The sequence below is a fragment of the Amycolatopsis sp. NPDC028719 genome (genome assembly GCF_055565395.1).
In genome coordinates, this window is the sequence record NZ_JBVHUL010000007.1 from 186,805 (window position 1) to 210,119 (window position 23,315).

Here is a 23,315-nt window from a genome sequence, read left to right on the forward strand (position 1 = left end):
GCTACCGGACCTTCACACCGGTGGGAGGGTCAACCGGGTGTCCGCGGTGGGAGAACACCGCTTCGGCGACCGCGCGCAGCGTCGCGATCGGGTCGTCGCCGAGGGGGTAGACGCCGACGTGGTCCGCGCCCGCGGCCCGGTGGGCCAGCAGCCGCGCCGCGACGGTGGCCGGGTCGCCGTGGGCGACGAGTGCGTCGACGAGGCGATCGCTGCCCGCGCCGGAGAGGTCGTCCTCGGTGAAGCCCAGGCGACGGAGGTTGCTCGCGTAGTTGGCGACACCCAGCGCGGTTCCGGGCGGGGCCGACCGGGCGACCGCGCGGGCTCGTGCCGGGTCGGGCTCGACCAGGGCGAAATGGCCCGGCAGCACCAGTTTGCCCGCGCCGAGGACCGCGCGGGCCTGGCGGGTGTGGTCCGGGGTGACCAGGCACGGGACGGTACCGGCGGTGCGGTCGCGGGCCAGGCGCAGCATCTTCGGCCCGAGGGCGGCCACCACGACCCGGTCGGCCGGCACGCCCGCGTCGGCGAGAGCGTCCAAATAGGACACCAATGTGCCGTACGGCGAGGCGTACTCGGCGTGCACTTCGCGGTGCCCGATCCCGACGCCCAGCAGGAACCGGCCGGGGTGCTTCGCGACGATCCGGTGGTAGGACGCGGCGACCGTCTCCGCTTCGGCGGTCCACACGTTCACCACGCTCGTGCCGACGACCAGCCGCGTGGTGGCGTCGAGCAGCCGTTCGGCGAAGGCGAGATCGGCGGGCGGGGAGGCGTCCAGCCAGAGCGTGCCGTAGCCGGCCCGCTCGACTTCCGCGGCGCTTTCCGGGGTCACTTCGTGCTCGCGCAGGTGAGCGCCGAGCAGGCCGAGGTCGAGGTTCATGCTCCCAGTCCAGCACCGCGGCCCGCCGCGAACGAGGGCCAGGAGCGACGCGCAGCGATAACCTGGAGGCATCGTCCCAGCCCAGGGGAGAACCGGTGGAACTACGGGCCTTGCGGTACTTCGTCACGGTCGCCGACGAGCTGCACTTCGGCCGGGCCGCGCAGCGGCTGCACATCGCCCAGCCCGCGGTCAGCAGGCAGATCGCCCGGCTGGAGCGCGAGCTGGGGGAGCGGCTGTTCGACCGGTCGCCGCGCCGGGTCCGGCTGACCGCGGCCGGGCACCGGGTGCTCGCCGCCGCCCGCGACGCGCTCGCGGCCGCCGACCGCGTCCGGAGCGCGGCGGCCGGACAGACGGGCGTCATGCGGATCGGCACGGCTGCCGGGGCGACCGCGCGGCTGGAGCGCGGGATCGACGCGCTGCGCGAGTGGTCCCCGGCGTTCGGCTTCGTGCTCGTCGACCTGCCGCAGGCCGACCGCCTGGCCGCCCTGCGCCAAGGGGAGATCGACCTGGCGCTGGCCCGGGGCGTGGAAGCGGCGCCCGGGGTGCGGGTGCTGCCGGCCTGGACCGAGCCGCTGTTCGCGGTCGTGTCCGCGCGGCACCCCGCCGCCGGCCGCGACGCCGTGAGCGTGGCCGAGCTGGCCGACGACGGCCTGCGCGTCCACGATCCGGCGGTGCTGCGCGAGGCGGGCGTCCCGGTGCGGCCGGGCCGTCCGGCGGGGACGGTCCAGGACACGATCGTCGAGGTCGGCGCGGATCCGCGGGCCTGGACGGTGCTGCCCGCGGACCAGGTGGCGGAGATCCGGTCCACCCGGGTGCGCGCGATCCCGCTCGCGCCGCGCACGACGATCACCGGCAGCGTGGTCGTCCCGGACGACCTCCCGCATACTTGCGCGGCCGCCCACCAGGCCGCGTTCGGCGACTGACCTCCGGACCACAGCTGGTCGCCCCGGCCGCCGGGATTTCGTCCTGGGTCGTCCAGCTCGACCGGGCTACGGCATCCGGCCCTCCGCGCGCGGCCGCGGCCTGGCGGCGTGTGCCCGGCCGGATGCCGGCCGGAGCCCGCGGCCTCGGCGTGGACCACGGGGCGTTGTGGCATCCCGCTGCCATGACCCGAAGGCTCAGCGGTTCCAGTGCTCGGCGAGCATTTCGCAGGACCGGACGCGGTCGGCGTGGGCGTGCGTGATCGTCGTGCTGACGAGTTCGTCGGCGCCGGTGGCCTCCTGCAGCTGCCGCAGCCGGGCGGCCACCTCGCCCGCCCGCCCCGAGCCGGTCGCCGCGTGGTTCCGGCGGATGGTGACGGCCGCGGAGCTGCCGAGCCTGCACCTCGCGTCCTGCCGGCTTTGCAGGCGGGCGACTGCGTGCAGGACTTCGAGTACCAGCTCGAGCTGCTCATCGCCGGTCTGCGGCGCGGATGACTACCAGGCCAGCTCCCCGTTTTCGTCCTGGAGGGTCCCCGTGGGGCCGTCCGCGCCGAGGGTGGCCAGGCGCACGACAGTCCGGGCGCTCTCTTCCGGGGAACGCCCGATCCCGAACGCCGCGGTCATGTCGGTGGCGGTGGTGCCGGGCTCGACGGCGTTGAACTTGATGCCGGGCTGGGACTTGGCGTACTGGACCGTGAGCATGGTCGCGGCGGCCTTGGACGCGGAGTAAAGCGCGAGGGGCAGCCCGAACTCCGGCCGGTCGGGGTTGGTCACCGCCCAGAACGATCCGGCGCTGCTGGAAACCGTGACCACGGTGGGGTTCGACGACTTGCGCAGCCAGGGAAGCGCCGCTTCGGTGACGCGCACGATCCCCACCGCGTTGGTGTCGAAGACCCGCAGCGCGGTGGGGCCGTCGAGGGCTTCGCTGCCGAGGACGCCCGCGTTGTTGACCAGGACGTCGAGCCGTCCTTCGGCCGCGCCGATCGTGGCCAGCGCGCTGCTCACCGAGGCGTCGTCGGTCACGTCGAGCTGCACGAACCGCGCGCCGAGCTCCGCCGCGGCTTTCTCGCCGCGCTCGGCGTCACGGGCTCCGACGTAGACGGTGTGTCCCAGGGACAGGAGGTGTTTCGCCGTCTCGAAACCGATGCCCTTGTTGGCTCCGGTGATCAGGGTGACGGTCATGGGGGTCCTTCCGGCTGCCGGCTGATCTCGCCGAGTTTCGCATCGATCGATACAGAATCCGACTGTAGCAGATTGCGCAGCGATCGATTCAGAATTACGGACGGCTCAGGTGAGCGGCCAGGCGCGCAACGCGGCGTCGGCCATCTCCTGCAGTTCGGCGCGGCCGACGCCGCTCGCCGCTTGCACAGCGATGCCGTACGCCAGCGCGGTGAGGTAGCGGGCGAGCACCGCCGGATCGGCCTCCGGGGGAAGGTCGCCGTCGTCGACCGCTTGCCCGAACCGGTCGCGGAGGGTGGAGTAGCCGTCGTCGCGCCAGTCGACGAGCAGGTCGCGGGCGCCACGGCCGGCGTCGCCGGTGGCCAAGGCGCCCTGGACGCCGAGGCACCCGTGCGGGCCGGCCGGCCGGGTGGTCGTCCGGATCGTGCCCGCGATGATCGCGGTGGCGACGTCGAGGGCGGTCGGCTCTTCCAGGGCGCGCGCGACGTAGGCGCTCGGGCCTTCGGTGTAGCGCTCCAGGGCCTTGCGGAACAGCTCTTCCTTGTTGCCGAAGGTCGCGTACATGCTGGTGGTGGAGATGCCCATGGCCTCGGTCAGGGTGGCCAGGCTGGCCCCCTCGTAGCCCTGCTCCCAGAACACCAGCAGGGCGCGCTCGAGGGCCGCGTCGGGGTCGAATCCGCGCGGGCGGCCGGCCGCCCGGCGTTTCCCGTTCTCCATCGCCGCAGTCTACCTTTTTTGTATCGATCGATGCGGAACGTGCCCGTCCGGTCAGTGGTGGACGGCGAGCCGCCAGAGCGAGGTGACCTCGGCCGCGCGTGCGGCGTGCAGGGGGTCGTCCGGATCGGACGCGCGGGGGTGGCGGGGCCGGGTGTCGGTCTTGCCGACCACCGTCAAGCCGGCCGCGTCGATCGCCTCGAGGAGGTCGGCGCGGGACCGCAGCCCGAGGTGCTCGGCGAGGTCCGACAGGATCAGCCACCCCTCGCCGCCGGGCTCGAGGTGCTTGCCCAGCCGGTCCAGGTAGCCCCGCAGCATCCGGCTGCCCGGGTCGTACACCGCGTGCTCGATCGGCGAGGTCGGCTTGGCCGGCAGCCACGGCGGGTTGCAGACGACCAGGGGTGCTTCGCCGGGTGGGAACAGGTCCGTCCGCACGAACCGCACGCGCCCGGCGAACCCGAGCCGCTCGAGGTTGTCCTGGGCGCAGTCGAGCGCCCGCTGGTCGAGGTCCGTGGCCACGACGGACTCGACCCCGCGAGCGAGCAGCACCGCGGCGAGCACGCCGGAGCCGGTCCCGATGTCGAACGCGAGCCGGCTCGACGGGAGCGGCGCCGCCGCCACGAGGTCGACGTACTCGCCGCGGGCCGGCGAGAACACCCCGTAGTGCGGGTGGATCCGGGCGCCGAGCCCGGGCACCTCGACCCCCTTGCGCCGCCACTCGTGCGCGCCGATCACGCCGAGCAGTTCGCGCAACGACACGACCGACGGCTCCTCCGCCGGGCCGTAGGCCTCCGTGCACGCCTCCCGCACGTCGGGCGACCGGCGCAGGGGAACGACGTGCCCCGGGTCCACGGGCACCAGCAGCCTGCCGAGCAGCTGGGCCTGCCGGGCCTGCCGCTGGCGGTGCAGGTGGAACGCCTCGGTGGCACTCTTCGCCGGACGTCGCTTGCCGGCCCGGTCGATCCTCCGGTCCACGGCCTTCAGCAGCTGCCGCGCGTTCTGGAAGTCTCCGCGCCACAGCACGGCCTTGCCCTCGACAGCCAGCCGGTAGGCCTCGTCGGCGGTCATTTCGTCGTCGCCGACGACGATCTCGGCGGGCGGCGGCGCGTTGTTCTCCGACCGCCACTCGGCGGTCAGCTCTTCGCCGCCCTCGATCCAGCGGACGAGCATCGATTTCCCCCCGACCACGGTTTTCCCGGCACCCCACGATGTCAGACGCGAGTTCACCGCGGACCGGCGCCTACTCGATGCGCGCCGCGGCGTCGTGGAACGCGTGGCGGACCGCCGAGACGTCCTGGGTCCGGCTCGGGTGCACGCGGTTGGTCAGCAGGACGTAGTAACGGCGGCGGGTGGGCTCCACCCACAGGCTCGTGCCCGTGAACCCGGTGTGGCCGTAGGAATCCGGCCGCAGTGCGGTGCCGACGGGCGAGCCGGGGACGTCCAGGCCCTGCCACGCCAGGCCGCGGCGCAGCCCCCGGGTGTGGCAGGCGATCATCTCCGCGTGCGTCTCCGGCTTCAGCAGCGGGGCCGCGCCCGCCGCCAGGACCCGGCCGAGGCGTGCCACGTCCGCCAGCGGCGCGAAGAGGCCCGCGTGCCCGCAGATCCCGCCCAGCACCACGGCGTTCTCGTCGTGGACTTCGCCGGTCACGACCCGGCCGCGCCACGGGCAGTCCTCGGTGGCCACCGCGTCCGCCACCGGGCCGAATCCCGTGTCCCGCATCCCCGCCGGGGTCGTCACCAGGTCTGCGACCAGGCGGTCCAGCGGCCGCCCCGAAGCCGCCGAGGCGATCAGGCCCAGCAGAACGAACCCCTGCGACGAGTACTCCACGCGGCTGCCGGGCGGGGCCGGCAGCGGGGTCGTCCGGATCGCCTCCAGCAACGCCGCCCGCGTCGGGAAAGCGCGCCACAACGGAGTCCCGCCGGGCAGGCCCGACGTGTGCGTCAGCAGCTGCCGCACGGTGATCGACGCCTTGTCGGTCCCCTCGTACGACGGCAGGTGGCGGGGGAGCGGGTCGTCGAGGGACAGCGCGCCGGCCTCCGCCAGGGCCGCCACCACGAGGCCTGCCACCGGTTTGGTCACCGAGGCCAGGTCCCACCGGCTCGCCTCCGTGACCGGCGGCCCGTCCCACCAGCGCGTGCCCAGGACGCCGCGGTTCAGCACGGCGTCCGCCGTGCCGACCTCCCACGCCGCCGCGGAAAAGACTCGGTCGTCGCGCGCCCGGGCCAGCAGCTCAGCGAGCATCGACCGCTCGCAGCGGGGTCCCGGCGAGCACCGCCGAGAGCCGGTTCGCCGCCTCGGCCACCAGCGGGCCCAGCACGGCGAAGCTCGACGGCTGCAGCGTGAACGTCAGCCCGGACACGCTCACCGCGCCCAGCACCGCGCCGCCGGCGTCGAGCACCGGGGCGCCCAGGCAGCGCACGTGCGCCTCGAACTGCTCGTCGTCCACGACGTAACCCGCGCGGTCCGCCGTGGCCAGCTCGGCCCGCAGCGACGCCGGGTCGGTCACCGTCTTCGCCGTCCGCGCCGCGAGCGGGGCGCGCAGCACCGCGTCCACGTCGGCCTCGGGCAGGCGCGAGAGGATCGCGCGGCCGACGGCCGTGCAGTACAGCGGCACCTCGCCGCCGGGCCGGGTGTTGAGCTGGTACGCCTGCTCCGGCTCGAGCTTCTCGACGTACACCGCCCGGTCGCCGTGGCGCACCGCGTAGTGCACCGTGTGGCCGGTCCGCCGCTGCAGCTCGGCCAGCACCGGCCGCAGCGGCCGCGTGCTCACCAGCGCCGCCGCCGAGAGCCCCAGCAGCCGCGGCCCCACGGCGTAGTGCCCGCTGCCCGCGCCTACGGCGTACCCGGCCTCGGTGAACGTCTGCAGCATCCGGTGCACGGTCGGTTTCGGCAGGTCACAGGCCTGCGCCAGGTCGGCCAGCCGGTGCGGGCCACCGGGGCCCGCGAGCGTCGCGAGCACCTCCAGGGCCTTCTCGACCGCGCCCCGCGAGCCGGGGGAAGCGTTGACAGCGTTGGTCACGGCGCCTAGCTTAGCGCAATCGCGTTCCACCTGACGGAACGCTCTTCCATGAGACGGAAAGGAGGCGCCGTGTCCCCACTGTCGCGCCGCGACGCACTGAGGCTCGGCGGGCTCGCGCTGCCCGCGCTGGCCCTGCCCGGGCTGCTGGCCGCGTGCGGCACCGCCGCCGGCGCCACCGGCAGCGTGCTGCGGGTCGCGCAGATAGCGGACCCGAAGACGCTCGACCCGCAGAAGCAGGGCGACATGACGTCGATGAACGTGCTGACCAACATGTTCGACACGCTCACCACCCGCGGGGCGGACAACCGGCTCGCGCCCGGTCTCGCGCTCGAGTGGTCCTCGCCCGACCCGCTCACCTGGCGCTTCAAGCTGCGTCCCGGCGTCGAGTTCCACAACGGCGAGCCGTGCGACGCGAACGCCGTCGCCTTCAGCATCAACCGGCTGCTCGACCCCGCCACGAAGTCGCCGATCGTCGAGCTGCGCTACGTCAAGCAGGCGGTGGCCGTCGGCGACCTGACGGTGGACCTGCGCTGCACCCAGCCCGACCCGATCATCCCGGCCAAGGTGTCGCTGTTCGGCGGTGTTGCCGTGCCGCCGGGATACCTCAAGCAGGTCGGCAACGCCGGATTCGCCGAGCACCCGGTCGGCACCGGCCCGTTCACCTTCGCCGACTTCCAGCGCGACCACCGGCTGCGGATGCGTGCGAACCCCGCGTACTGGGGCGGCAGGCCGGCCTACGACGAGCTGGTGTTCCTCCCGATGCCCGACCCGTCGTCGGCGCTGGCCTCCCTGCAGAGCGACGAGGTGGACATCGTCGCCAACCTGACCCCGGACGCCGCGCTGCAACTGCAGGGCTACAAGGGCGTCGCCATCCGGAACTTCCCCGGCATCCGCACGTCGTACCTCTCGCTCGACACGACCAGCGGCCCGCTGCGCGACGTGCGCGTCCGCCGGGCGCTCAACCACGCCGTCGACGTGCCGCTGCTGATCAAGGCGGTGCTCGGCGGCAAGGCCCGCGAGGTGCCGACGATGTTCCCGCGCGAGTCGTTCGGCTTCGACCCGTCGATCGCGCCGTTCACCCGCGACGTCGGCCTGGCGAAACAGCTGCTCGCCGAAGCCGGTTTCCCGGACGGTTTCGACACTTCGCTCACCGCGCAGACCGCCGACGGCAATCTCGCCGAGGCGATCTCCGGTCTGCTCGCCCGCGCTGGCGTCCGGGCCCGTGTGGACCTGGTCGACGCCGGCACGTACAGCAGCCGGCTCACCTCCAGCAACCGCGGCGCCCTCGGCCCGATCTACCTGGCCGCCAGCACCGGCTGGACGCTCGACGCCGAAAGCCTCGTGCAGTCCAACGTCCGCCACGACCGGCGGCAGAGCCGCTGGCACAACGCCGAAGCCGACCGCCTCGTCGACGCCGAGGAGCAGTCACTCGTGCCCGCCGACCGGCAGCGGGCCTTCACCGGCCTGCAGCGGCTTCTCAAGCAGGAGGCGCCGTTCGTGTTCCTCTACCAGATCGACAACGTCTGCGCGGTCAACACGCGTCCACAGTGGACACCAGGCGTGGTGGGCGTGCTGAACATGGCGAAAGCGGAGGTGGCTTCGTGAGCACCGTCGCCCTCTCCCGCCGCCCGGCGGCCGGGGCCGGCGTGCTGCGCACGGTCGCCGGCAAGGTGCTGACCGCCGTCATCGTGCTGTTCTTCGTGGCCACGGCGGCGTTCTTCCTGGTCCGCCTCTCGGGCGACCCGGTGAAGCTGATCCTGCCGCCGGACGCCACCGCCCAGCAGGAGTCCACGCTGCGCGCGAGCCTCGGGCTCGACCGGCCGCTGCTCACGCAGTACCTCGACTACCTCGGCGGCCTGCCGCGGCTGCACCTGGGCACGTCGCTCGTGTACGACCAGCCCGTCGCCGACGTGCTGCTCGCCCGCGTCCCGGCGACGCTGGAGCTGGCCGGCGCGGCCCTGCTGCTGGCCCTGCTGATCGCGATCCCGGCCGGCACGTTCGCCGCGCTGCGGCGGGGCCGCGCGGGCGACACCGGCGTGATGACCGGGGTCCTCGTCGGCCAGTCGACCCCGGCGTTCTGGGTCGGGATCCTGCTGATCCTCGTCTTCGCCGTCCGGCTGCAGGTGCTGCCCGCCTCCGGCTACGGCGGTTTCGAGCACCTGGTGCTGCCCGCGGTGACCCTGGCCGTCTACTCGGTCGCGGTGATCGCGCGGCTGCTGCGGACGTCGCTGATCGACGTGCTCGGCGCCGACTACATCCGCACCGCCCGCGCGAAGGGCCTCGGCACCGGGGGCGTCGTGCTCGCCCACGGCCTGCGCAACGCCGCGCTGCCGGTGGTCACGGTCGTCGGGCTGGAGGTCGGCTCGCTCCTCGGCGGGGCGATCCTCACCGAGCAGGTGTTCTCCTGGCCCGGCCTCGGCCGGCTCACCGTGGAGGCCATCCAGAACCGCGACTTCCCGCTCGTGCAGGCCGCGGTGCTGTTCTTCGCCGCCACGTTCGTCGTGGTGAACCTGCTGGTGGACCTGTCCTACACGCTGCTGGACCCGAGGGTGAGGGTGACCGCATGACGGCCTTGAACGCCACCGCGCTGCCCGCCGCCCGGATGGCCCGCCCGAACGTGGTGCGCGCCGTGCTGCGCAGCAAGCTCGGCGTCGTCGCGCTCGCCGTGCTCACCCTGATGGTGCTCGTCGCCCTGCTCGCGCCGCTGATCGCGCCCTACGACCCGGGCGCGCAGGACCTGCTGGTGCGGCTGCACCCGCCCGCGTGGGCCGCCGGGGGCGACGCTTCGCACCTGCTCGGCACCGACCAGCTGGGCCGCGACATCCTGTCCCGGCTCTGCTACGGCGCCCGCGTCTCGCTGCTCGTCGGCGCGTGCGCGGCGCTGCTGGCCGGCGTCGTCGGCGCGGCGATCGGCCTGGCCGCCGGGTTCCTCGGCGGCTGGTTCGACCGGATCCTCATGCGGATCGCCGACATCCAGCTCGCGTTCCCGTCGATCCTGCTCGCGCTGGCCATCGTCGGGTTCCTCGGCTCCGGGCTCTGGTACGTCGTCCTGGTGCTCGGCTTCACCGGCTGGGTGTCCTACGCCCGCGTCATCCGGTCCGAGGTGCTTTCCTTGCGCACCAGGGAGTTCGTCACCGAAGCGCGCGCGATCGGCGTCACGGACCTCACGATCATGCGGCGCCACCTGCTGCCCAACGTCATGGCGCCGCTGGCCACGATCGGCACGCTGCACGTCGCCGCGGCGATCGTGGCGGAGGCGTCCCTGAGCTACCTCGGTCTCGGCGTGCCGAAACAGACCGTGACCTGGGGCGGCATGCTCGCCGACGGCCAGCTGTACCTCGGCACCTCGTGGTGGGTGGCCGTGTTCCCCGGGGTCGCGCTGATGCTCACCGCGCTGGCCGTCAACATCACCGGCGACGTGCTGCGCGACGTCGCGGACCCGAAGGCGTACCGCTCATGAGCCTGCTGGAGATCAACGACCTGCGCGTCGAGTTCCACGTGGACACCGGCGCGGTGACCGCCGCCGACGGCGTGAGCCTGACGGTGGCCGAAGGCGAGACGCTGGCGCTGGTCGGGGAGTCCGGCAGCGGCAAGACGGCGACGGCGCTGTCGGTCCTGCGGCTCAACCCCGAACCGCCGTGCGTCTACGCGGGCGGGGAGATCCTGCTGGACGGGCGGGACGTTCTTCGGCTGTCCGAAAAGGACCTGCGGCGGATTCGCGGGAACGACGTCGCGATGGTGTTCCAGGACCCGATGTCCAGCCTGAACCCGGTGAAGCGGGTCGGTGCCCAGGTCGCCGAAGTCGTCCGGAAGCACCGGGGCGCGTCACGGGCCGAGGCGCGCACGGCGGCCGTGGAGGCGTTGCGGGAAGCCGGCATCCCGGACCCCGAGCGCCGGGCTTCCCAGTACCCGCACCAGCTTTCCGGCGGGCTGCGGCAACGCGTGATGATCGCAATGGCGCTGGTCGGCCGGCCGCGGGTGCTCATCGCCGACGAGCCGACGACGGCGCTCGACGTCACCGTGCAGGCGCAGATCCTCGACCTGCTGGTGGACCTGCAGCGGCGCCACGGCATGGCGATCCTGCTCATCACCCACGACCTGGGCGTCGTCGCCGAAGTCGCCGACCGGGTCGTGGTCATGAACGCCGGGCGGGTCGTGGAGACCGGCGACGTGGTGCCGCTGTTCGAGGCACCGCGGGAGGACTACACGCGCGAGCTGCTGCGTGCGACACCGAAGCTGGAGCGGGTATGACGAACCTGGTCGAGATCCGCGGGCTGCGCAAGGACTACGGCGCGCTGCCCGCGGTGGACGGGGTCGACCTCGACGTCGTCGCGGGCGAAACCCTGGCCGTGGTGGGGGAGTCCGGCAGCGGCAAGACGACCCTGACCCGGTTGCTGCTGCGGCTGGCCGAACCCACGGCGGGCACGGTCCGCTTCGACGGCGCCGACCTGGCGACGCTGCCGCCGCGCCGGCTGCGGAAGGTGCGGCGCGAGATGCAGGTGGTGCTGCAGGACCCGTATTCGAGCATGAACCCGCGCCTGCGCGTGACGGAGATAGTGGGCGAGCCGCTGGTGACGCACGACGCGGCGTTGCGTGGGCGGAGGGGCCGGGCCCGGGTGCGCGACCGCGTCGCGGAGCTGCTCGACGCGGTCGGCCTGCCACCCCAGGTGCAGGACCGCTATCCGCACGAGTTCTCCGGCGGGCAGCGCCAGCGCATCTCCATCGCGCGGGCCCTGGCGCTCGAGCCGCGGCTGGTGGTGCTCGACGAGCCGACCAGCGCGCTGGACGTGTCGGTGCAGGCCCAGGTCCTGGACCTGCTCGCGGGCCTGCAGAAGCGGCTGGACCTGACGTACGTGTTCGTGTCGCACAACCTCGCGGTGGTGCAGCAGATCGCCGACCGCGTCGCGGTGATGCGCGCCGGGAAGATCGTCGAGCTGGCGGAGTCGGCCGAGCTGTTCCGCGCACCGTCGCACGAGTACACGCGCAGCCTGCTGGACGCGGTGCCGAACCCGGATCCGCGGTCGGCGCGGCGGCGGGTGTCGGGGTGAGGGTGTCGGTGGCGGGGGAGTGCGTGGCCGGTCTGTGGGTACGCGGGCGGTTTGTCGGGCGCGGTGGTTCCGCGTCGGGCTCGTCGGCGGGCGGCCGGGTGAGCGGGTCGGTGGTGCGAGAGCACGAGCCCGGTCTGCGAGTACATGGGTGGCTTGTCGGACGTGGTGCCGAACCCGGATCCGACGGCGTGAGCGGGTCAGTGGTGCGAGAGCACGAGCCCGGCGCCGCCGAGAAGGGCGACGTCGTCGGCCGGGCCCGGGCTGACCACCACCCGGGGCGGCTCCGCTCCGCTCGCCCACGACGAGTCCTCCCGCAGCCGCTCCTCGATGCGCGACCGGAAGCGCTCGCCGCCGTCGGCGGCCTCGCCGTGCAGCACGAACAGGCCCGGCGCGAACAGCTGCTGGATGTTCACCAGCCCGAGCGCGATGTTGGCGGCGTACTCGTCGAGCAGGGGGTGCCCGGCCAGCTCGCGCACCGAGCGCGCCGGCAGGCCGCGCCGGTCGGCCTCCGCGCGCAGCCACGGCGTCGTCGCGACGGTCTTCCAGCAGCCCCGCGCGCCGCACGTGCAGGGGCGCCCGCTCGCGGCGACCGTCATGTGCGCGCCGCTGCGGCCGCCCGGCGGGGCCAGCACCTCGCCGCCGTACAGGATCCCCACGCCCAGCACCTCGCCGGTGGAGACGGACGCGAACGCGGTGCGGCCGCGGCCTTCGCCGAACCAGCGGTCGCCCAGGACCTGCAGCCGCGCCCGGTGTTCGACGTGGACCGGCACACCGGCCACAGTGGACAGCACATCCGCGACCGGGTAGCCGTGCAGCGCGGGCACTTCGTTGACTTCGATGATCACGCCCGCCCCGGCGTCGACCAGCCCGGCCGCCGCCACGCCGACGCCGACCGGCCGGGTGGGGAACCGCGCGACCGCGGCCAGGGCCGTGTCGATCTCGGCCCGGTCCGCCGTGCCGCGCGGGTACGTCGCCTCCGCGCGCCACACGACCGCGCCGGACAGCTCGACCAGTGCCGCCCGGACCCGGCCGGGCAGCAGCTCGACGGCACCCAGCAGCGGCCCGCCGGCCTCGGTCGCGGCCGGCGCCGGGACCAGCCGCAGGGCCGGGCGTTCGCCGGTGCTCATGGGAGTCACGATGCCACGACCGGGAGCGAGAGGGGAGACCAGATGCCCGAACTGACGCGGATGACCTGGCGGGAGGTGCGCTCGGCGGCGCGGACGGCGATCGCCGTGCTGCCGATCGGCTCGCAGGAACAGCACGCCGGCCACCTGCCGATGGGCACCGACACGATGCTCGCCGAGGCGGTCACCGACCGGGCGCTCGAGCGCCTCGGCGGCGAACCGGCCGTGGTGCGGCTGCCCGCGCTGCCGTTCGGCCACAGCCCGCACCACCTGTTCGCCGCGGCGGTGTCACTGCGCGCGGCGACGCTGCGGGCCGTGCTCGCCGACGTCCTGGACTCGCTGGCCACCAGCGGGTTCCGGCGCGTCCTCGTGGTCAACGGCCACGGCGGCAACGACGAGATCATGCGCCTGGCGGTCAAGGAGTACGCGCTGCGCGCCGACGTCGCGCTCGGGGCGTGCTCCTACTTCTCGCTCGGCGAGCACAGTGGCTCACCCGGGCACGCGGGGCACTACGAGACGTCGCTGATGCTCGCGGCGCACCCGGACCTGGTCCGCCCGCCCGAGCCGCGGCCCGAAGTGGTGCCGCCGCCGCTGTTCGCCGAACCGCCGTACCCGGGCCTGACCGCCGAACGCCACGGCGAATGGGCCCGCGTGGGCGGCAGCACCGACGACGCCACCGGCGCGACCGCCGAAGGTGGCGCCGGCCTGCTCGAAGACCGGGTGACCGCCCTCGCCGGCGCGATCCGCGCGTTCGACGCGGCCACCCGCGCAACCCACGCCGAAGGGGAGGCATGAAGATCACCGAAGTCGACGCCTGGGTCGTGAACCTGCCGTTGACCAACCCGTTCACCAGCTCGTTCGAGACCAAGACGGGCGAGACCCGCACGGTGGTGCGGCTGCGCACCGACACCGGCGTGACCGGCTGGGGCGAGACCATGTGGGGCCGCCCGGTCGCCGAGCTGGTCCGCAAGCTCGGCGCGGAGCTGGTGGGGCGGAGCCCGTTCGCGCTCGAGGCGTTCCACCGGCGTCACCACATGGTGCCGTTCTTCCACGGCTACCTCGGCTACGCGGCGCTGGCCGCCCTCGACGTCGCGTGCTGGGACCTGATGGGGCACGTCACCGGCCAGTCCGTGACCGACCTGCTCGGCGGCCGCGTCCGCGACGACGTGCCGATCACGGCGCTCGTCACGCGCGCCGACGCCCCCGGCGCGACGGGCCGCGAACTGGCCCAGGGGATCGCCGAACACGCGGCGAAGGTGGTCGCGCGGGGCGGGTTCACGGCGGTGAAGCTCAAGGGCACCACCGACGTCCGCGGCGACGTCGCGATCATGCGCGAGCTGCGGCGCGCCCTCCCGGACGTCGAGCTGCGCGTCGACCCGAACGCGGCGTGGTCGGTGCCCGACTCGATCCGCGCCGGGCTGGCGCTGGAGGAGCTGGACCTGGAGTACCTCGAAGACCCCTGCGTCGGCATCGAGGGGATGGCCCAGGTACGGGCGAAGGTCCGGATCCCGTTGTGCACCAACATGTGCGTGGTCCGCTTCGAGGAGTTCGCGCCGGCGGTCCGCCTCGGCGCGGTCGACGTGATCCACGGGGACGTCTACAAGTGGGGCGGGATCGCGGCGACGAAGGCACTGGCCGCGCACTGCGAGACGTTCGGCCTCGGGATGAACCTGCACAGCGGCGGCGAGCTCGGCATCGCGACGGCGGCGCACCTGGCGGTGGTGGCGAGCACGCCGGTGCTGTCACGGGCGATCGACAGCATGTACTACCTGCACGCGGACGACATCGTCGAGCCACTGGAGCTCACGGCCGGCCGGCTGCGGGTGCCGTCCGGGCCGGGGCTGGGCGTGACGGTGGACGAGGAGAAGCTGGCCCACTACGCCGGACGCAACGAGCGGGAAGGCGATTTGACGGGCTGAGCGACGAGACACCCGGCGGGCCGCCCGCGCTGCGCGGGCGGCCTGGGCCGGCGAAGCGGAGCTACTGCGAGCGCAGCACCCAGACGTCGTTGTCGTTCACCGCGACCAGGTCCGCGTCCCCGTCGCCGTCCACGTCCGCCGTGAGGGTCTCCTTCGTGCCGGCGAACGCGTCGGCGTACCACAGCTCGGGTGCGGCGTAGCCCGCGCCGGTGGAGCGCATCACCCGCACATCCGTGTCGCCGACGGCGATGAGGTCCGCGTCCCCGTCGGCGTCGATGTCCGCGGTGAGGGTCTTCCTGGTGCCGTAAAAGGGCATCGCCGACCACTGCGCCGGGGTGTCGAACCAGCGGTTGGCGTTTCCCGGCACCACTCTCGTGCCGCCCGCGTCGACGAGGATGAAGTCGGCCTTGCCGTCGCCGGTCGCGTCCGCCGCCAGCGTGGCCTTCTCGCCGCGGATCGGCGGGGCCCACGCCGTCAGCGGCAGCGTCGAGGTGCCGTTCGACCGGGCCGCGAGGGTGGCCACGTCGAACAGGCCGATCACGTCCGTGTCCCCGTCGCCGTCCAGGTCCGCCGCCAGGTTCCCGTAGTCGCCGGCGATGGTGTTGTCCAGCCACTGCGTGGGCGTCCCGAACCGTTCGACGCCGTAGTAGTCGATGATCGACCTCGCCACGAAGATGCCGCGCGGGGTCGAAGCCGTGGGCCGCCGGACCGCGATGGCGTCCGCGCGCCCGTCGTTGTCCACATCGCCGACGAAGTTCGCGTTGCCGTTGAAGCCGGTGCTCAGGAAGTTGCCCGCGCCCCAGTTCTGCTGCGCTTGGAAGGCCGAACCGGTCGACAGCTTCACGTAGCACCCGTACAGGTAGGTGTTGTAGCTGACGAGGTCGTCCTTGCCGTCGCCGTCGACGTCCCCGGCCATGACGGCGACCTGCGCGGTGAACGGGCCGGCCGACCACTGTTCCGGTACGCCGGCAGCCCGCGCCGGCGTGGTGAGGGTCAACGACAGCAGACCGGCCACCCCGGCCACCACCAGAACTCGCATCACGTCCCCTTCGTGTCGGCTTGCCGTATCCAGGTCGCCGCCGGGCGGGGATTGTTACGGCGACGCGCTGGGGACGTCGGGAAGACGGGGGTGCGGTCCCGGCCTTGACAGCGGCCGGCCGAGGCTCCATGGTTAGTTACATGAGTAATGAACCGACGAACCGCACCGCGCGGTGGTCGGCGTGAAGGACGACGGACGGCCGCTGTTCCTGCAGATCGCCGAGTGGATCGAGAACTCGATCGTCGACGGCAGCCTGGCCGCGGACACGCAGGTGCCCTCCACCAACGAGCTCGCGGCCTTCCATCGGATCAACCCGGCGACCGCGGCCAAGGGCATCAACCAGCTCGTCGCGGACGGGATCCTCTACAAGAGACGAGGCATCGGCATGTTCGTCGCGACGGACGCCCGCGCGCAGCTGCTGGAGCGGCGGCGGCGGGACTTCACGCGGCAGTTCCTCGCCCCGCTGATGGCGGAGGCGGGCAAGCTCGGCATGGACGCCGAGGAGATCAAGAAGCTGATCGACGTCTGGGAGCCGCAGCGATGAACGTGGTGCGCACGACCGGGATGACGAAGCGCTACGGCCCCCTCGCCGCGCTCGACGGGGTGAGCGTGGAGCTCGCCGGGAACACGATCCACGGCCTGCTCGGCCGCAACGGCGCCGGCAAGACCACGCTGATGCGGATCCTCACCGGGCAGGCCTTCGCGACCGGCGGCACGGTGGAGGTCTTCGGGCAGCACCCGTACGAGAACGCCGACGTGCTTTCGCGGGTCTGCTTCATCAAGGAAAGCCAGCACTACCCGGAGAAGTTCCGCGTGAAGCACGCGCTGCGGGCCGCCGAACTGCTCTACCCGGACTGGGACGACGCCTACGCCGCGGAGCTGCTGGCGGACTTCGGCGTTCCAGCCGGCAGCCGGATCGGCCGGCTCTCGCGCGGTCAGCTCTCGGCGGTCGGGGTGATCATCGGGCTCGCTTCGCGGGCCCCGCTGACCCTGTTCGACGAGCCTTACCTCGGCCTCGACGCCGTCGCGCGTCAGCTGTTCTACGACCGCCTGCTGGCCGACTTCGCCGACCATCCGCGCACGATCGTGCTCTCCACGCACCTGATCGACGAGGTCGACACCCTGATCGAACACGTCGTGCTGCTCGACCGGGGCCGGGTGCTCCTCGACACCGACGCGGAGTCACTGCGCGGCGAGGCCGTCGCGGTGACCGGGCCCGCCGAGGCGGTCGAGCGGTTCGCGGCAGGTCACCGGGAACTGCACCGCGAGCGGATCGGCGGCTCCCTGCGCGTCACCCTCACCGGCGCCCGGGACCGGTACGAGCCCGGGCTGGACTTCGAGCCGGTTTCGTTGCAGCAGCTGGTCGTCCGCACCACCCAAGGCCACGGCGGGCCGGTCGCCGCCGGGAAGGAATCCTGATGACACGCGTGCTCGACGTCGCGCGGATCCAGCTGTTCCACTGGCCGGTCCTGCTCGCCTACCCGCTGGGCATGCTCGCCCTGCTGCCGCTGCTGGGCTGGGGCATCGACGTCTCGAACGGCGGAGGCGCGCTCGGCGCGCACGAGATCTACCTGCTGCCGGCGGTGTGGGGGGTGGTCGCGCCGGCGCACCTGCAGTCGATGACGCAGGTGTTCCCCTTCGCGCTGGGGCTCGGCGTGACCCGCCGGACGTTCGCCGCGGCCACCGCGCTGGTCGTCCTGGGCCAGGCCCTGGTCCTCGGGCTTGCGATGGTGGTGCTGGACGTCGCCGAGCGGTCGACCGGCGGCTGGGGCCGGGACGCGCGGATCTTCGGGCTGGAAGTGCTGGGTTCGCCCGGCCCGGCCGCGCTGTGGTTCGTCTACAGTGGACCGCTGGTCGCGGTGTCCGCGATCGGGGTGCTGGCGGGCGTGGTGTTCCAGCGCTGGCGGCAGACCGGGATCTACCTCGCCCTCGCCGGTGCCGTCGCGCTGCTCGCCGGGACCAAGATCCTGGTGTCGCAGCGGAGCTGGTGGCCCGCGATCGGCGACTTCTTCGGCGGCCAGCCGTCGTTCGCGCTGTACACCGTCTATCCGCTGGCGTTCGCCTTGGCGCTCGGCGGCCCGGCGTGGCTGGTGCTCCGGCGCGCGACGGTGTGACCGTCAGTCCTGGGTCGCCTGGCGGGCCAGGCGCTCGACGGCGGAGGCGGTCGCCGTGACGACGCCGGCCGTCGCCGGGGAAAGGCCGTGGCGCCGCGCGATCCAGTCGACTTCGGTGTAGGTCACCCATGCCTGGCCGTCCTCGTCCTCCCACACGAGGAACTTCAGCGGCAGGTCGAGGCCGGCGACCTGGTTCTCCTGCATCAGCTGGGTGCCGCCGCGCGGGTTGCCGAAGATGAGCAGGAACGTGGGCCGCAGGGGCAGGTCGACCTCGTGGGCGTTGCGGGCGTGGTCGACCCGGGCGAACACGACGAGCCCGGCGGCGGTGACGGCCCGCTCGAGCCGTTCGACGGTCGCGTCCACCGGCCACTTGCTCGGGACGGTCGCCAGGCCCTGCTGATCCACGGTGTCTCCTCTGAGCGGGCCGGACGCGGCTCACTCGGTCAGCAGCCTACCGGCCGCGGAGACCCCGGTGGATGCCGGTGAACGCTCTCCGGCCGCACCCCCAGGCCGGCCGGCGAGCGTCGACTTTCCCCGGTTACCGAGTCCCGACGGTAGCCGCTCGCCGCGCGACGAGGCGAGTCACAGAGTGCACAGTGAGCGGCCCCGGCGGTTTCCCGGTGCCCGGTGAAGCGGGGTGACGCCGTCAGCCCGCGACGTGGGCGGTGTGCTCGACCCAGTGCCGGGCGAGCTCGGCGTCGCCGTCGATGGTGACGTGGCCGGTCTCTTCGCCGGTGAGGGGAAGCCGGCGGGTCAGGACGAGCAGCAGCGACTTCGCCGGGCCCTGAACGATCACGCCGGCGGTGCCGCCGCCGGGCTGCCGGCGCACACCGCCGGGGTGGCGTTCGACGCGCCATTCGAGGCCGGGTTCGCCGGTGGCACGCCAGAGCAGGGTCTGGCCGGTGCCCCGCAGCGCGGCCACGGAGTCCGGGCGCCGGGCCGTCCAGGTCGGCGAGGTGAGCATGGCCAGGTGGTGGGTGATGAGCGCCGCGGCGACGTCGGTGTCCAGGTCGTGGTCGTGGCCGGCCGCCGCGGCCGCGTCGAAGCCGTGCACGACCGCCTCGTTGAGCAGGCTGTCGAGCCAGAACCGCGCACCGGTCCGGTCGTCGCCGGCGGCGTTGAACACCGGGGCCGCCAGCGCCGCACCGGAGCAGGCCCCGGCCGCGCGGGCGGCGGCGCCGGACAGCCACGCCGGCCAGGTCACGGGGTCGGCGGGCAGCTCGGCGACCCCGGCCGGCAGCCCGGCGGGATCGGTGATGCGGCGTTCGACGATTTCGGACACCCAGTGCAGGGTCTGGCCGACGTGCTCGACCAGGCTGGTCACGGTCCAGCCGGGGCAGGTCGGCACCGCCGCGTCCGCACCCGCCGCGCGGGCGCATTCCGCCAGCTGCCGGACGTGGTCCTGGAGTGCTTGCCGGCGGCGATCCGCGTTCGGCTCGGGATTCATGGTGCGTCCTTCCCGTCAGCGAGGATCACGGCTCGCGAACCTACCCGGGTCACAGCCAACCGGTGGCCCGCATGGCGAGCCAGAGTTCGTGTTTGGCGCTGGGCGCGTGCAGCAGGGAACGGCCGAGCGCCTGCTCGATCCGGGCCAGCCGCTTGCGCACGGCCGGAGCGGAGATGCCGAGCGCGGCGGCGGTCGCGGGCAGCCGGGTGTCGGTGCGCAGCCAGGCTCGGAGCGTCTCGATGCCGGCCGGCGGGCCGGCATGCTCGAGGGGACGGAGGCGGGACCGCGCCCAGACTTTCGCCGCCGGGGTGGCCAGCAGCCGATCGAGGGTGACGGTCCCGTCCGGTGCGGTGGGGGTGGCGCGAGGGGCGGAGTGCAGCCGCAGCGCCAGCCAGGCGGCCGACTGGTCGGACACCCGGGTCAGGTCCACGCCGAGCAGGCCGTCGAGCACGTGCAGGCGGGCCGAGAGCGTGTTGCGGTGGATCTTGAGGTGGCGGTTCGCGCCGTTGTCGAAGGTGAGCCAGGAGTACAGGGTGGCCAGCAGCTCTTCGGCGCCGGGGTCGGCGCGCCGGGCCGGGGTGTGGGACAGGCAGGGCGCCAGGAACCCGGCGGCCCAGGCGTGTCCGACGCTGTCGACGAGCGGGGTGAGGTCGGTGTGCCGGTCGAACCGGGCGTACCGGCCGGGGACGCCGCGGGCCACCGCGAGGGCGTGGAAGGCCTGCTCGTAGCCGATCGCGGTGTCGCTCAGCGGGAGCTCGTCACTCGCGCCGACGCGCGCCTCGGGGACGGTTTCGGCGATCACCCGGTCCAGGGCGGCACCGCGCCCGGGCGGCACGAGCGCGATGAGGTGGTGGGGGTGCACGGGACAGGGCACGATCCACGCCCGTCGCCCGGCGAACCGCTCGATCCGGTCCGCGACGTGGTGGCGCCGGCCGGCCGGGCATTCCACGACGTACACCCGCGACCGGTCGGGCAGGCGGGGTCCCAGCGTCGCGGCGATCCGCCGGGCGGCGGCCAGGCTGCCGGCCATGAGCAGGTGGAGCACGGCTTCGCGGCCCTGCGCCATGGCCGAGACGAACCGCCGGCTGGTCCGTTCGGCCTCCTGGAGCCGCCAGCACAGGTCCAGGACGCGGGCGGCGTCGGCGAGCAGGACACCGTGCCGGCGGTCTTCCGATCCCGAGACCAGCAGGAACGTGCCGGTCTCCGTGCCGAGCCGGAGAAGGTCGACGGTGTCCGGCTCACGGCCGAGAACGGCCGAGGAAGTCCCCCGCCGGTGCATGCGGGCCACCTCGGTGGCGGCCGCGGCCAGGGCCGCGGGCCGGGGGAGTGGCCGCCCCGGAGCCCCGGCCACGACGCTGCCGTCGCTGCCGAGCAGAGCCACGGTCCCGCCGGTGCGCCCGGCGAGCCAGCCGAGAATCTCTTCGACCGCACCGGTTCCGGCGGACAGCCGGCTCAGCGCGACGAGGTTTCCGGCACGGTCGGCAGCGGCGGTGCGCGGAGATCCCGCGGTGGTTCCGGCACGGCCCAACGGTGACCCCGCCCCCTTCGGAAAGCCGGATTCCACCGTACCGCAGGACCTTTGATCAACTCCCGGGCTGCGCGCGATCCTCCGCGACGCGGGCAGGTTCGCTCCGGCCGGCATCCGGGTCGTGCAACTCCGTCCCGATGACTCGACTCCACGGGTACTCGGCGCACCCCGCCCGACGGGACCTGGTCCGCACCGCCCGCGCGACCCGCGAGGCCCGCTGGTCCCGCCGATGCCGGTCGAGCCGCCCCGCCGCACGATCGCCATGGCGGCCTCGACCGGCAGACCGGGCCGCACCGGCGTGGCGCGGCCCGGCACCCGTCAGGTCCGGCGCACTCCGGCCGTGAGCCGCTCCGTGAGCCGCTCGAGCGCGGCCCTTCCCGCCGCCGGGTCGCGTGCTTCGAGGAGCGTCTCCACGAGCGCCGACCCCACGATCACGCCGTCCGCGAACCCGGCGACCTCGGTGGCCTGGCCCGCGTCCGCGATTCCCATGCCGACGCAGACCGGCAGCTCCGTGACCGCGCGGAGGCGGCGTGTCAGGACCCCGGCCGCCTCGTCGACCGACGCCCGCGTCCCCGTGACGCCCATCAGCGCGGCCGCGTAGACGAACCCGGTCCCCGCCGCGGCGGTTTCCGCCAGCTGCGCGTCCGTGCTGCTCGGCGCGACGACGAACACCGTGGCCAGCCCGTGCGCCGCGGCCTGCCGGCGCCACGACGCGGACTCCGCCACCGGCAGGTCCGGCAGCACGCAGCCGGCGCCCCCGGCCGCGGCCAGCTCGCGGGCGAACCGCTCGGCGCCGTAGCGGGACACCGGGTTCCAGTACGACATCACCAGCACCGGTTTGCCCGTGGCGGCGTGGACTTCGCGCACCGTGCGCAGGACGCCGGCGATCCGGATCCCAGCGCGCAGCGCGACGTCGTCGGCCGTCTGGATGACCGGGCCGTCCAGCACCGGGTCGCTGTGGGGCAGGCCGACTTCGACGATGTCCGCCCCGGCGTCGAGGGTGGCCCGGAGCGCGGCGATCCCGCCGTCGACGGTCGGGAACCCGGCCGGCAGGTACGCGATGAGCGCGGCCCGGCCAGCGCGCTTCGCGTGGGCGAGCGTTTCGGTGAGCAGCGGCAGGTTCCCGGTCATCGCGCGCCCTCCGGTCCGAAGTGGACGGAGGCGGTGTCCAGGTCCTTGTCCCCGCGGCCGGAGAGGTTCACCAGGAGGAGGGCATCCGGGCCGAGTTCCGCGCCGACCTGCATGGCTCCGGCGAGCGCGTGCGCGCTTTCGATCGCGGGGACGATGCCCTCGGTGACGGCGAGCAGGCGGAACGCGTGCATGGCCTCGTCGTCGGTGACCGGGCGGTATCCGGCGCGGCCGGAGTCGTGCAGGTGCGCGTGCTCCGGGCCGACGCCGGGGTAGTCGAGCCCGGCCGAGATCGACCAGGCTTCGAGGATCTGGCCTTCGTCGTCCTGCAGGACGTAGGAGCGCGAGCCGTGCAGCACACCCGGTTCGCCCGCCGACAGCGACGCCGCGTGCTTCCCGCTGCGCACGCCGTGGCCGGCGGCTTCGCAGCCGACGAGGCGCACGCCGGGGTCGTCGAGGAAGGCGTGGAACAGGCCGATCGCGTTGGACCCGCCGCCGACGCAGGCGATGGCGGCGTCGGGCAGCCGACCGGTGCGCTCCAAGAGCTGCCGGCGCGCTTCGACGCCGATGACGCGCTGGAAGTCGCGGATCATGGCGGGGAACGGGTGCGGCCCGGCGACGGTGCCGAACAGGTAGTGCGTGTCCTCGACGCGGGCGACCCAGTCGCGGAACGTCTCGTTGATGGCGTCCTTGAGGGTCCGGGAGCCGGACGTCACCGGGACGACCTCGGCGCCGAGCAGTTCCATCCGCGCCACGTTGACCGCCTGGCGCCGCATGTCCGTCTCTCCCATGTAGACGGTGCAGGCGAGGCCGGTGAGCGCGCACGCGGTGGCGGTGGCCACGCCGTGCGAGCCCGCGCCGGTCTCGGCGATGACACGGGTCTTGCCCATCCGCTGGGCGAGCAGTGCCTGGCCGAGCGCGTTGTTGACCTTGTGCGAGCCGGTGTGGTTGAGGTCTTCGCGCTTGAGGAAAACGCGCGCGCCCCCCGCGTGTCCGGCGAAGCGCGGCACTTCGGTGAGCGCGCTGGGGCGCCCGACGTAGTGGGCGAGCAGGTCCTCGAACCGGGCGACGAAGGCCGAGTCCGCTTTGGCCCGTTCGTATTCGGCGGCGACCTCGTCGATCGCGGCGACGAGCGCCTGCGGGACGAACTGGCCGCCGAAGGCGCCGAAGTAGCCCTCGGCGGTGGGCGGGGTTCCCGGCGCGGCCGGGAAGAAGAAGCCGTGTTTCATGGCGATGTGCTCCTGGGGGCGTGGCTGGTCGG

The 23,315-nt window shown here is 73.7% G+C and carries 25 protein-coding genes; 11 read left to right on the forward strand and 14 right to left on the reverse strand.

Annotated features, from left to right (window positions below):
- Position 1: 1 nt before the first annotated feature.
- Positions 2 to 874: a TIGR03620 family F420-dependent LLM class oxidoreductase gene (locus ACZ4TR_RS31520; RefSeq protein WP_465291050.1), complete on the reverse strand. Its 873-nt coding sequence runs from the start codon at positions 872 to 874 to the stop codon at positions 2 to 4.
- 95 nt (positions 875 to 969) lie between these two features.
- Here ACZ4TR_RS31520 and ACZ4TR_RS31525 point away from each other — a divergent pair, with 95 nt between their 5' ends.
- Positions 970 to 1,797 carry a LysR family transcriptional regulator gene (locus tag ACZ4TR_RS31525; protein ID WP_465291051.1) on the forward strand — a complete coding sequence of 276 codons (828 nt, stop codon included), beginning with the start codon at positions 970 to 972 and terminating at the stop codon, positions 1,795 to 1,797.
- Positions 1,798 to 1,992: 195 nt separating this feature from the next.
- On the opposite strand, the gene ACZ4TR_RS31530 is transcribed toward ACZ4TR_RS31525, so the two are convergent.
- The 6 genes from ACZ4TR_RS31530 to ACZ4TR_RS31555 form a co-directional block, all read right to left on the reverse strand.
- On the reverse strand, positions 1,993 to 2,121 hold the full coding sequence (locus tag ACZ4TR_RS31530) for a hypothetical protein (protein ID WP_465291052.1): 129 nt from the start codon (positions 2,119 to 2,121) through the stop codon (positions 1,993 to 1,995).
- A 168-nt stretch (positions 2,122 to 2,289) separates the two neighbouring features.
- Positions 2,290 to 2,976 (reverse strand): SDR family NAD(P)-dependent oxidoreductase, encoded by a 687-nt coding sequence (locus ACZ4TR_RS31535; protein WP_364518312.1) that lies wholly within the window; start codon positions 2,974 to 2,976, stop codon positions 2,290 to 2,292.
- Positions 2,977 to 3,081: 105 nt separating this feature from the next.
- On the reverse strand, positions 3,082 to 3,690 hold the full coding sequence (locus tag ACZ4TR_RS31540; protein ID WP_465291054.1) for a TetR/AcrR family transcriptional regulator: 609 nt from the start codon (positions 3,688 to 3,690) through the stop codon (positions 3,082 to 3,084).
- Between the two features lie 51 nt (positions 3,691 to 3,741).
- The gene (locus ACZ4TR_RS31545; protein ID WP_465291056.1) at positions 3,742 to 4,857 is read right to left on the reverse strand and encodes a methyltransferase; all 1,116 of its coding nucleotides are present in this window, start codon (positions 4,855 to 4,857) and stop codon (positions 3,742 to 3,744) included.
- Positions 4,858 to 4,927: 70 nt separating this feature from the next.
- A complete protein-coding gene (locus ACZ4TR_RS31550; RefSeq protein ID WP_465291058.1) occupies positions 4,928 to 5,929 on the reverse strand; it encodes a serine hydrolase domain-containing protein in 1,002 nt (333 codons plus the stop codon).
- Positions 5,919 to 6,707, reverse strand: a complete 789-nt coding sequence (locus tag ACZ4TR_RS31555) for an IclR family transcriptional regulator (protein WP_364518304.1) — start codon at positions 6,705 to 6,707, stop codon at positions 5,919 to 5,921. Before ACZ4TR_RS31555 ends, ACZ4TR_RS31550 begins: the two co-directional genes overlap by 11 nt.
- 69 nt (positions 6,708 to 6,776) lie before the next feature.
- On the opposite strand from ACZ4TR_RS31555, the gene ACZ4TR_RS31560 reads away from it, so the two are divergent.
- Genes ACZ4TR_RS31560 through ACZ4TR_RS31580 form a run of 5 tightly spaced genes read left to right on the forward strand, consistent with a single transcriptional unit; the run spans position 6,777 to position 11,755 of the window.
- Positions 6,777 to 8,312, forward strand: coding sequence for an ABC transporter substrate-binding protein (locus tag ACZ4TR_RS31560; protein WP_465291059.1), 1,536 nt, complete (start codon positions 6,777 to 6,779; stop codon positions 8,310 to 8,312).
- On the forward strand, positions 8,309 to 9,274 hold the full coding sequence (locus tag ACZ4TR_RS31565; protein ID WP_465291061.1) for an ABC transporter permease: 966 nt from the start codon (positions 8,309 to 8,311) through the stop codon (positions 9,272 to 9,274). The genes ACZ4TR_RS31560 and ACZ4TR_RS31565 overlap by 4 nt, the downstream gene beginning before the upstream one ends.
- Positions 9,271 to 10,167, forward strand: a complete 897-nt coding sequence (locus ACZ4TR_RS31570; RefSeq protein WP_465291063.1) for an ABC transporter permease — start codon at positions 9,271 to 9,273, stop codon at positions 10,165 to 10,167. Before ACZ4TR_RS31565 ends, ACZ4TR_RS31570 begins: the two co-directional genes overlap by 4 nt.
- A complete protein-coding gene (locus tag ACZ4TR_RS31575; RefSeq protein ID WP_465291065.1) occupies positions 10,164 to 10,958 on the forward strand; it encodes an ATP-binding cassette domain-containing protein in 795 nt (264 codons plus the stop codon). The genes ACZ4TR_RS31570 and ACZ4TR_RS31575 overlap by 4 nt, the downstream gene beginning before the upstream one ends.
- Positions 10,955 to 11,755, forward strand: a complete 801-nt coding sequence (locus ACZ4TR_RS31580) for an ATP-binding cassette domain-containing protein (protein WP_465291066.1) — start codon at positions 10,955 to 10,957, stop codon at positions 11,753 to 11,755. The genes ACZ4TR_RS31575 and ACZ4TR_RS31580 overlap by 4 nt, the downstream gene beginning before the upstream one ends.
- Before the next feature lie 197 nt (positions 11,756 to 11,952).
- Here the strand turns inward: ACZ4TR_RS31580 and ACZ4TR_RS31585 are convergent, their stop codons facing one another.
- Positions 11,953 to 12,882, reverse strand: coding sequence for an ROK family protein (locus ACZ4TR_RS31585; protein WP_465291068.1), 930 nt, complete (start codon positions 12,880 to 12,882; stop codon positions 11,953 to 11,955).
- A 42-nt stretch (positions 12,883 to 12,924) separates the two neighbouring features.
- Here ACZ4TR_RS31585 and ACZ4TR_RS31590 point away from each other — a divergent pair, with 42 nt between their 5' ends.
- Both ACZ4TR_RS31590 and ACZ4TR_RS31595 read left to right on the forward strand, forming a co-directional pair.
- Positions 12,925 to 13,674: a creatininase family protein gene (locus ACZ4TR_RS31590; protein WP_465291070.1), complete on the forward strand. Its 750-nt coding sequence runs from the start codon at positions 12,925 to 12,927 to the stop codon at positions 13,672 to 13,674.
- Positions 13,671 to 14,798, forward strand: a complete 1,128-nt coding sequence (locus ACZ4TR_RS31595) for a mandelate racemase/muconate lactonizing enzyme family protein (protein ID WP_465291072.1) — start codon at positions 13,671 to 13,673, stop codon at positions 14,796 to 14,798. The genes ACZ4TR_RS31590 and ACZ4TR_RS31595 overlap by 4 nt, the downstream gene beginning before the upstream one ends.
- Before the next feature lie 61 nt (positions 14,799 to 14,859).
- Here ACZ4TR_RS31595 and ACZ4TR_RS31600 read toward each other — a convergent pair whose 3' ends face one another.
- Positions 14,860 to 15,837: an FG-GAP repeat domain-containing protein gene (locus tag ACZ4TR_RS31600; RefSeq protein ID WP_465291074.1), complete on the reverse strand. Its 978-nt coding sequence runs from the start codon at positions 15,835 to 15,837 to the stop codon at positions 14,860 to 14,862.
- A 172-nt stretch (positions 15,838 to 16,009) separates the two neighbouring features.
- On the opposite strand from ACZ4TR_RS31600, the gene ACZ4TR_RS31605 reads away from it, so the two are divergent.
- From ACZ4TR_RS31605 to ACZ4TR_RS31615, 3 genes are read left to right on the forward strand one after another with little or no spacing between them, the layout of a single operon-like run.
- A complete protein-coding gene (locus tag ACZ4TR_RS31605; RefSeq protein ID WP_364518284.1) occupies positions 16,010 to 16,381 on the forward strand; it encodes a GntR family transcriptional regulator in 372 nt (123 codons plus the stop codon).
- Positions 16,378 to 17,256 (forward strand): ABC transporter ATP-binding protein, encoded by an 879-nt coding sequence (locus ACZ4TR_RS31610; RefSeq protein ID WP_465291075.1) that lies wholly within the window; start codon positions 16,378 to 16,380, stop codon positions 17,254 to 17,256. The genes ACZ4TR_RS31605 and ACZ4TR_RS31610 overlap by 4 nt, the downstream gene beginning before the upstream one ends.
- Positions 17,256 to 17,951, forward strand: coding sequence for a hypothetical protein (locus tag ACZ4TR_RS31615; RefSeq protein ID WP_465291077.1), 696 nt, complete (start codon positions 17,256 to 17,258; stop codon positions 17,949 to 17,951). The genes ACZ4TR_RS31610 and ACZ4TR_RS31615 overlap by 1 nt, the downstream gene beginning before the upstream one ends.
- A gap of 3 nt (positions 17,952 to 17,954) precedes the next feature.
- Here the strand turns inward: ACZ4TR_RS31615 and ACZ4TR_RS31620 are convergent, their stop codons facing one another.
- The 5 genes from ACZ4TR_RS31620 to trpB all read right to left on the reverse strand — a co-directional run bounded on the left by ACZ4TR_RS31620 (position 17,955) and on the right by trpB (position 23,283).
- Positions 17,955 to 18,356 (reverse strand): DUF302 domain-containing protein, encoded by a 402-nt coding sequence (locus tag ACZ4TR_RS31620; protein WP_465291078.1) that lies wholly within the window; start codon positions 18,354 to 18,356, stop codon positions 17,955 to 17,957.
- Positions 18,357 to 18,597: 241 nt separating this feature from the next.
- Complete coding sequence (locus tag ACZ4TR_RS31625) at positions 18,598 to 19,398, reverse strand: maleylpyruvate isomerase family mycothiol-dependent enzyme (protein ID WP_465291080.1); 801 nt, start codon at positions 19,396 to 19,398, stop codon at positions 18,598 to 18,600.
- Between the two features lie 49 nt (positions 19,399 to 19,447).
- The gene (locus tag ACZ4TR_RS31630; RefSeq protein ID WP_465291081.1) at positions 19,448 to 20,926 is read right to left on the reverse strand and encodes a helix-turn-helix domain-containing protein; all 1,479 of its coding nucleotides are present in this window, start codon (positions 20,924 to 20,926) and stop codon (positions 19,448 to 19,450) included.
- Positions 20,927 to 21,244: 318 nt separating this feature from the next.
- Positions 21,245 to 22,045 (reverse strand): tryptophan synthase subunit alpha, encoded by an 801-nt coding sequence (gene trpA, locus ACZ4TR_RS31635; RefSeq protein ID WP_465291468.1) that lies wholly within the window; start codon positions 22,043 to 22,045, stop codon positions 21,245 to 21,247.
- A gap of 8 nt (positions 22,046 to 22,053) precedes the next feature.
- Positions 22,054 to 23,283, reverse strand: a complete 1,230-nt coding sequence (gene trpB, locus ACZ4TR_RS31640; protein ID WP_465291083.1) for a tryptophan synthase subunit beta — start codon at positions 23,281 to 23,283, stop codon at positions 22,054 to 22,056.
- Positions 23,284 to 23,315: the final 32 nt, after the last annotated feature.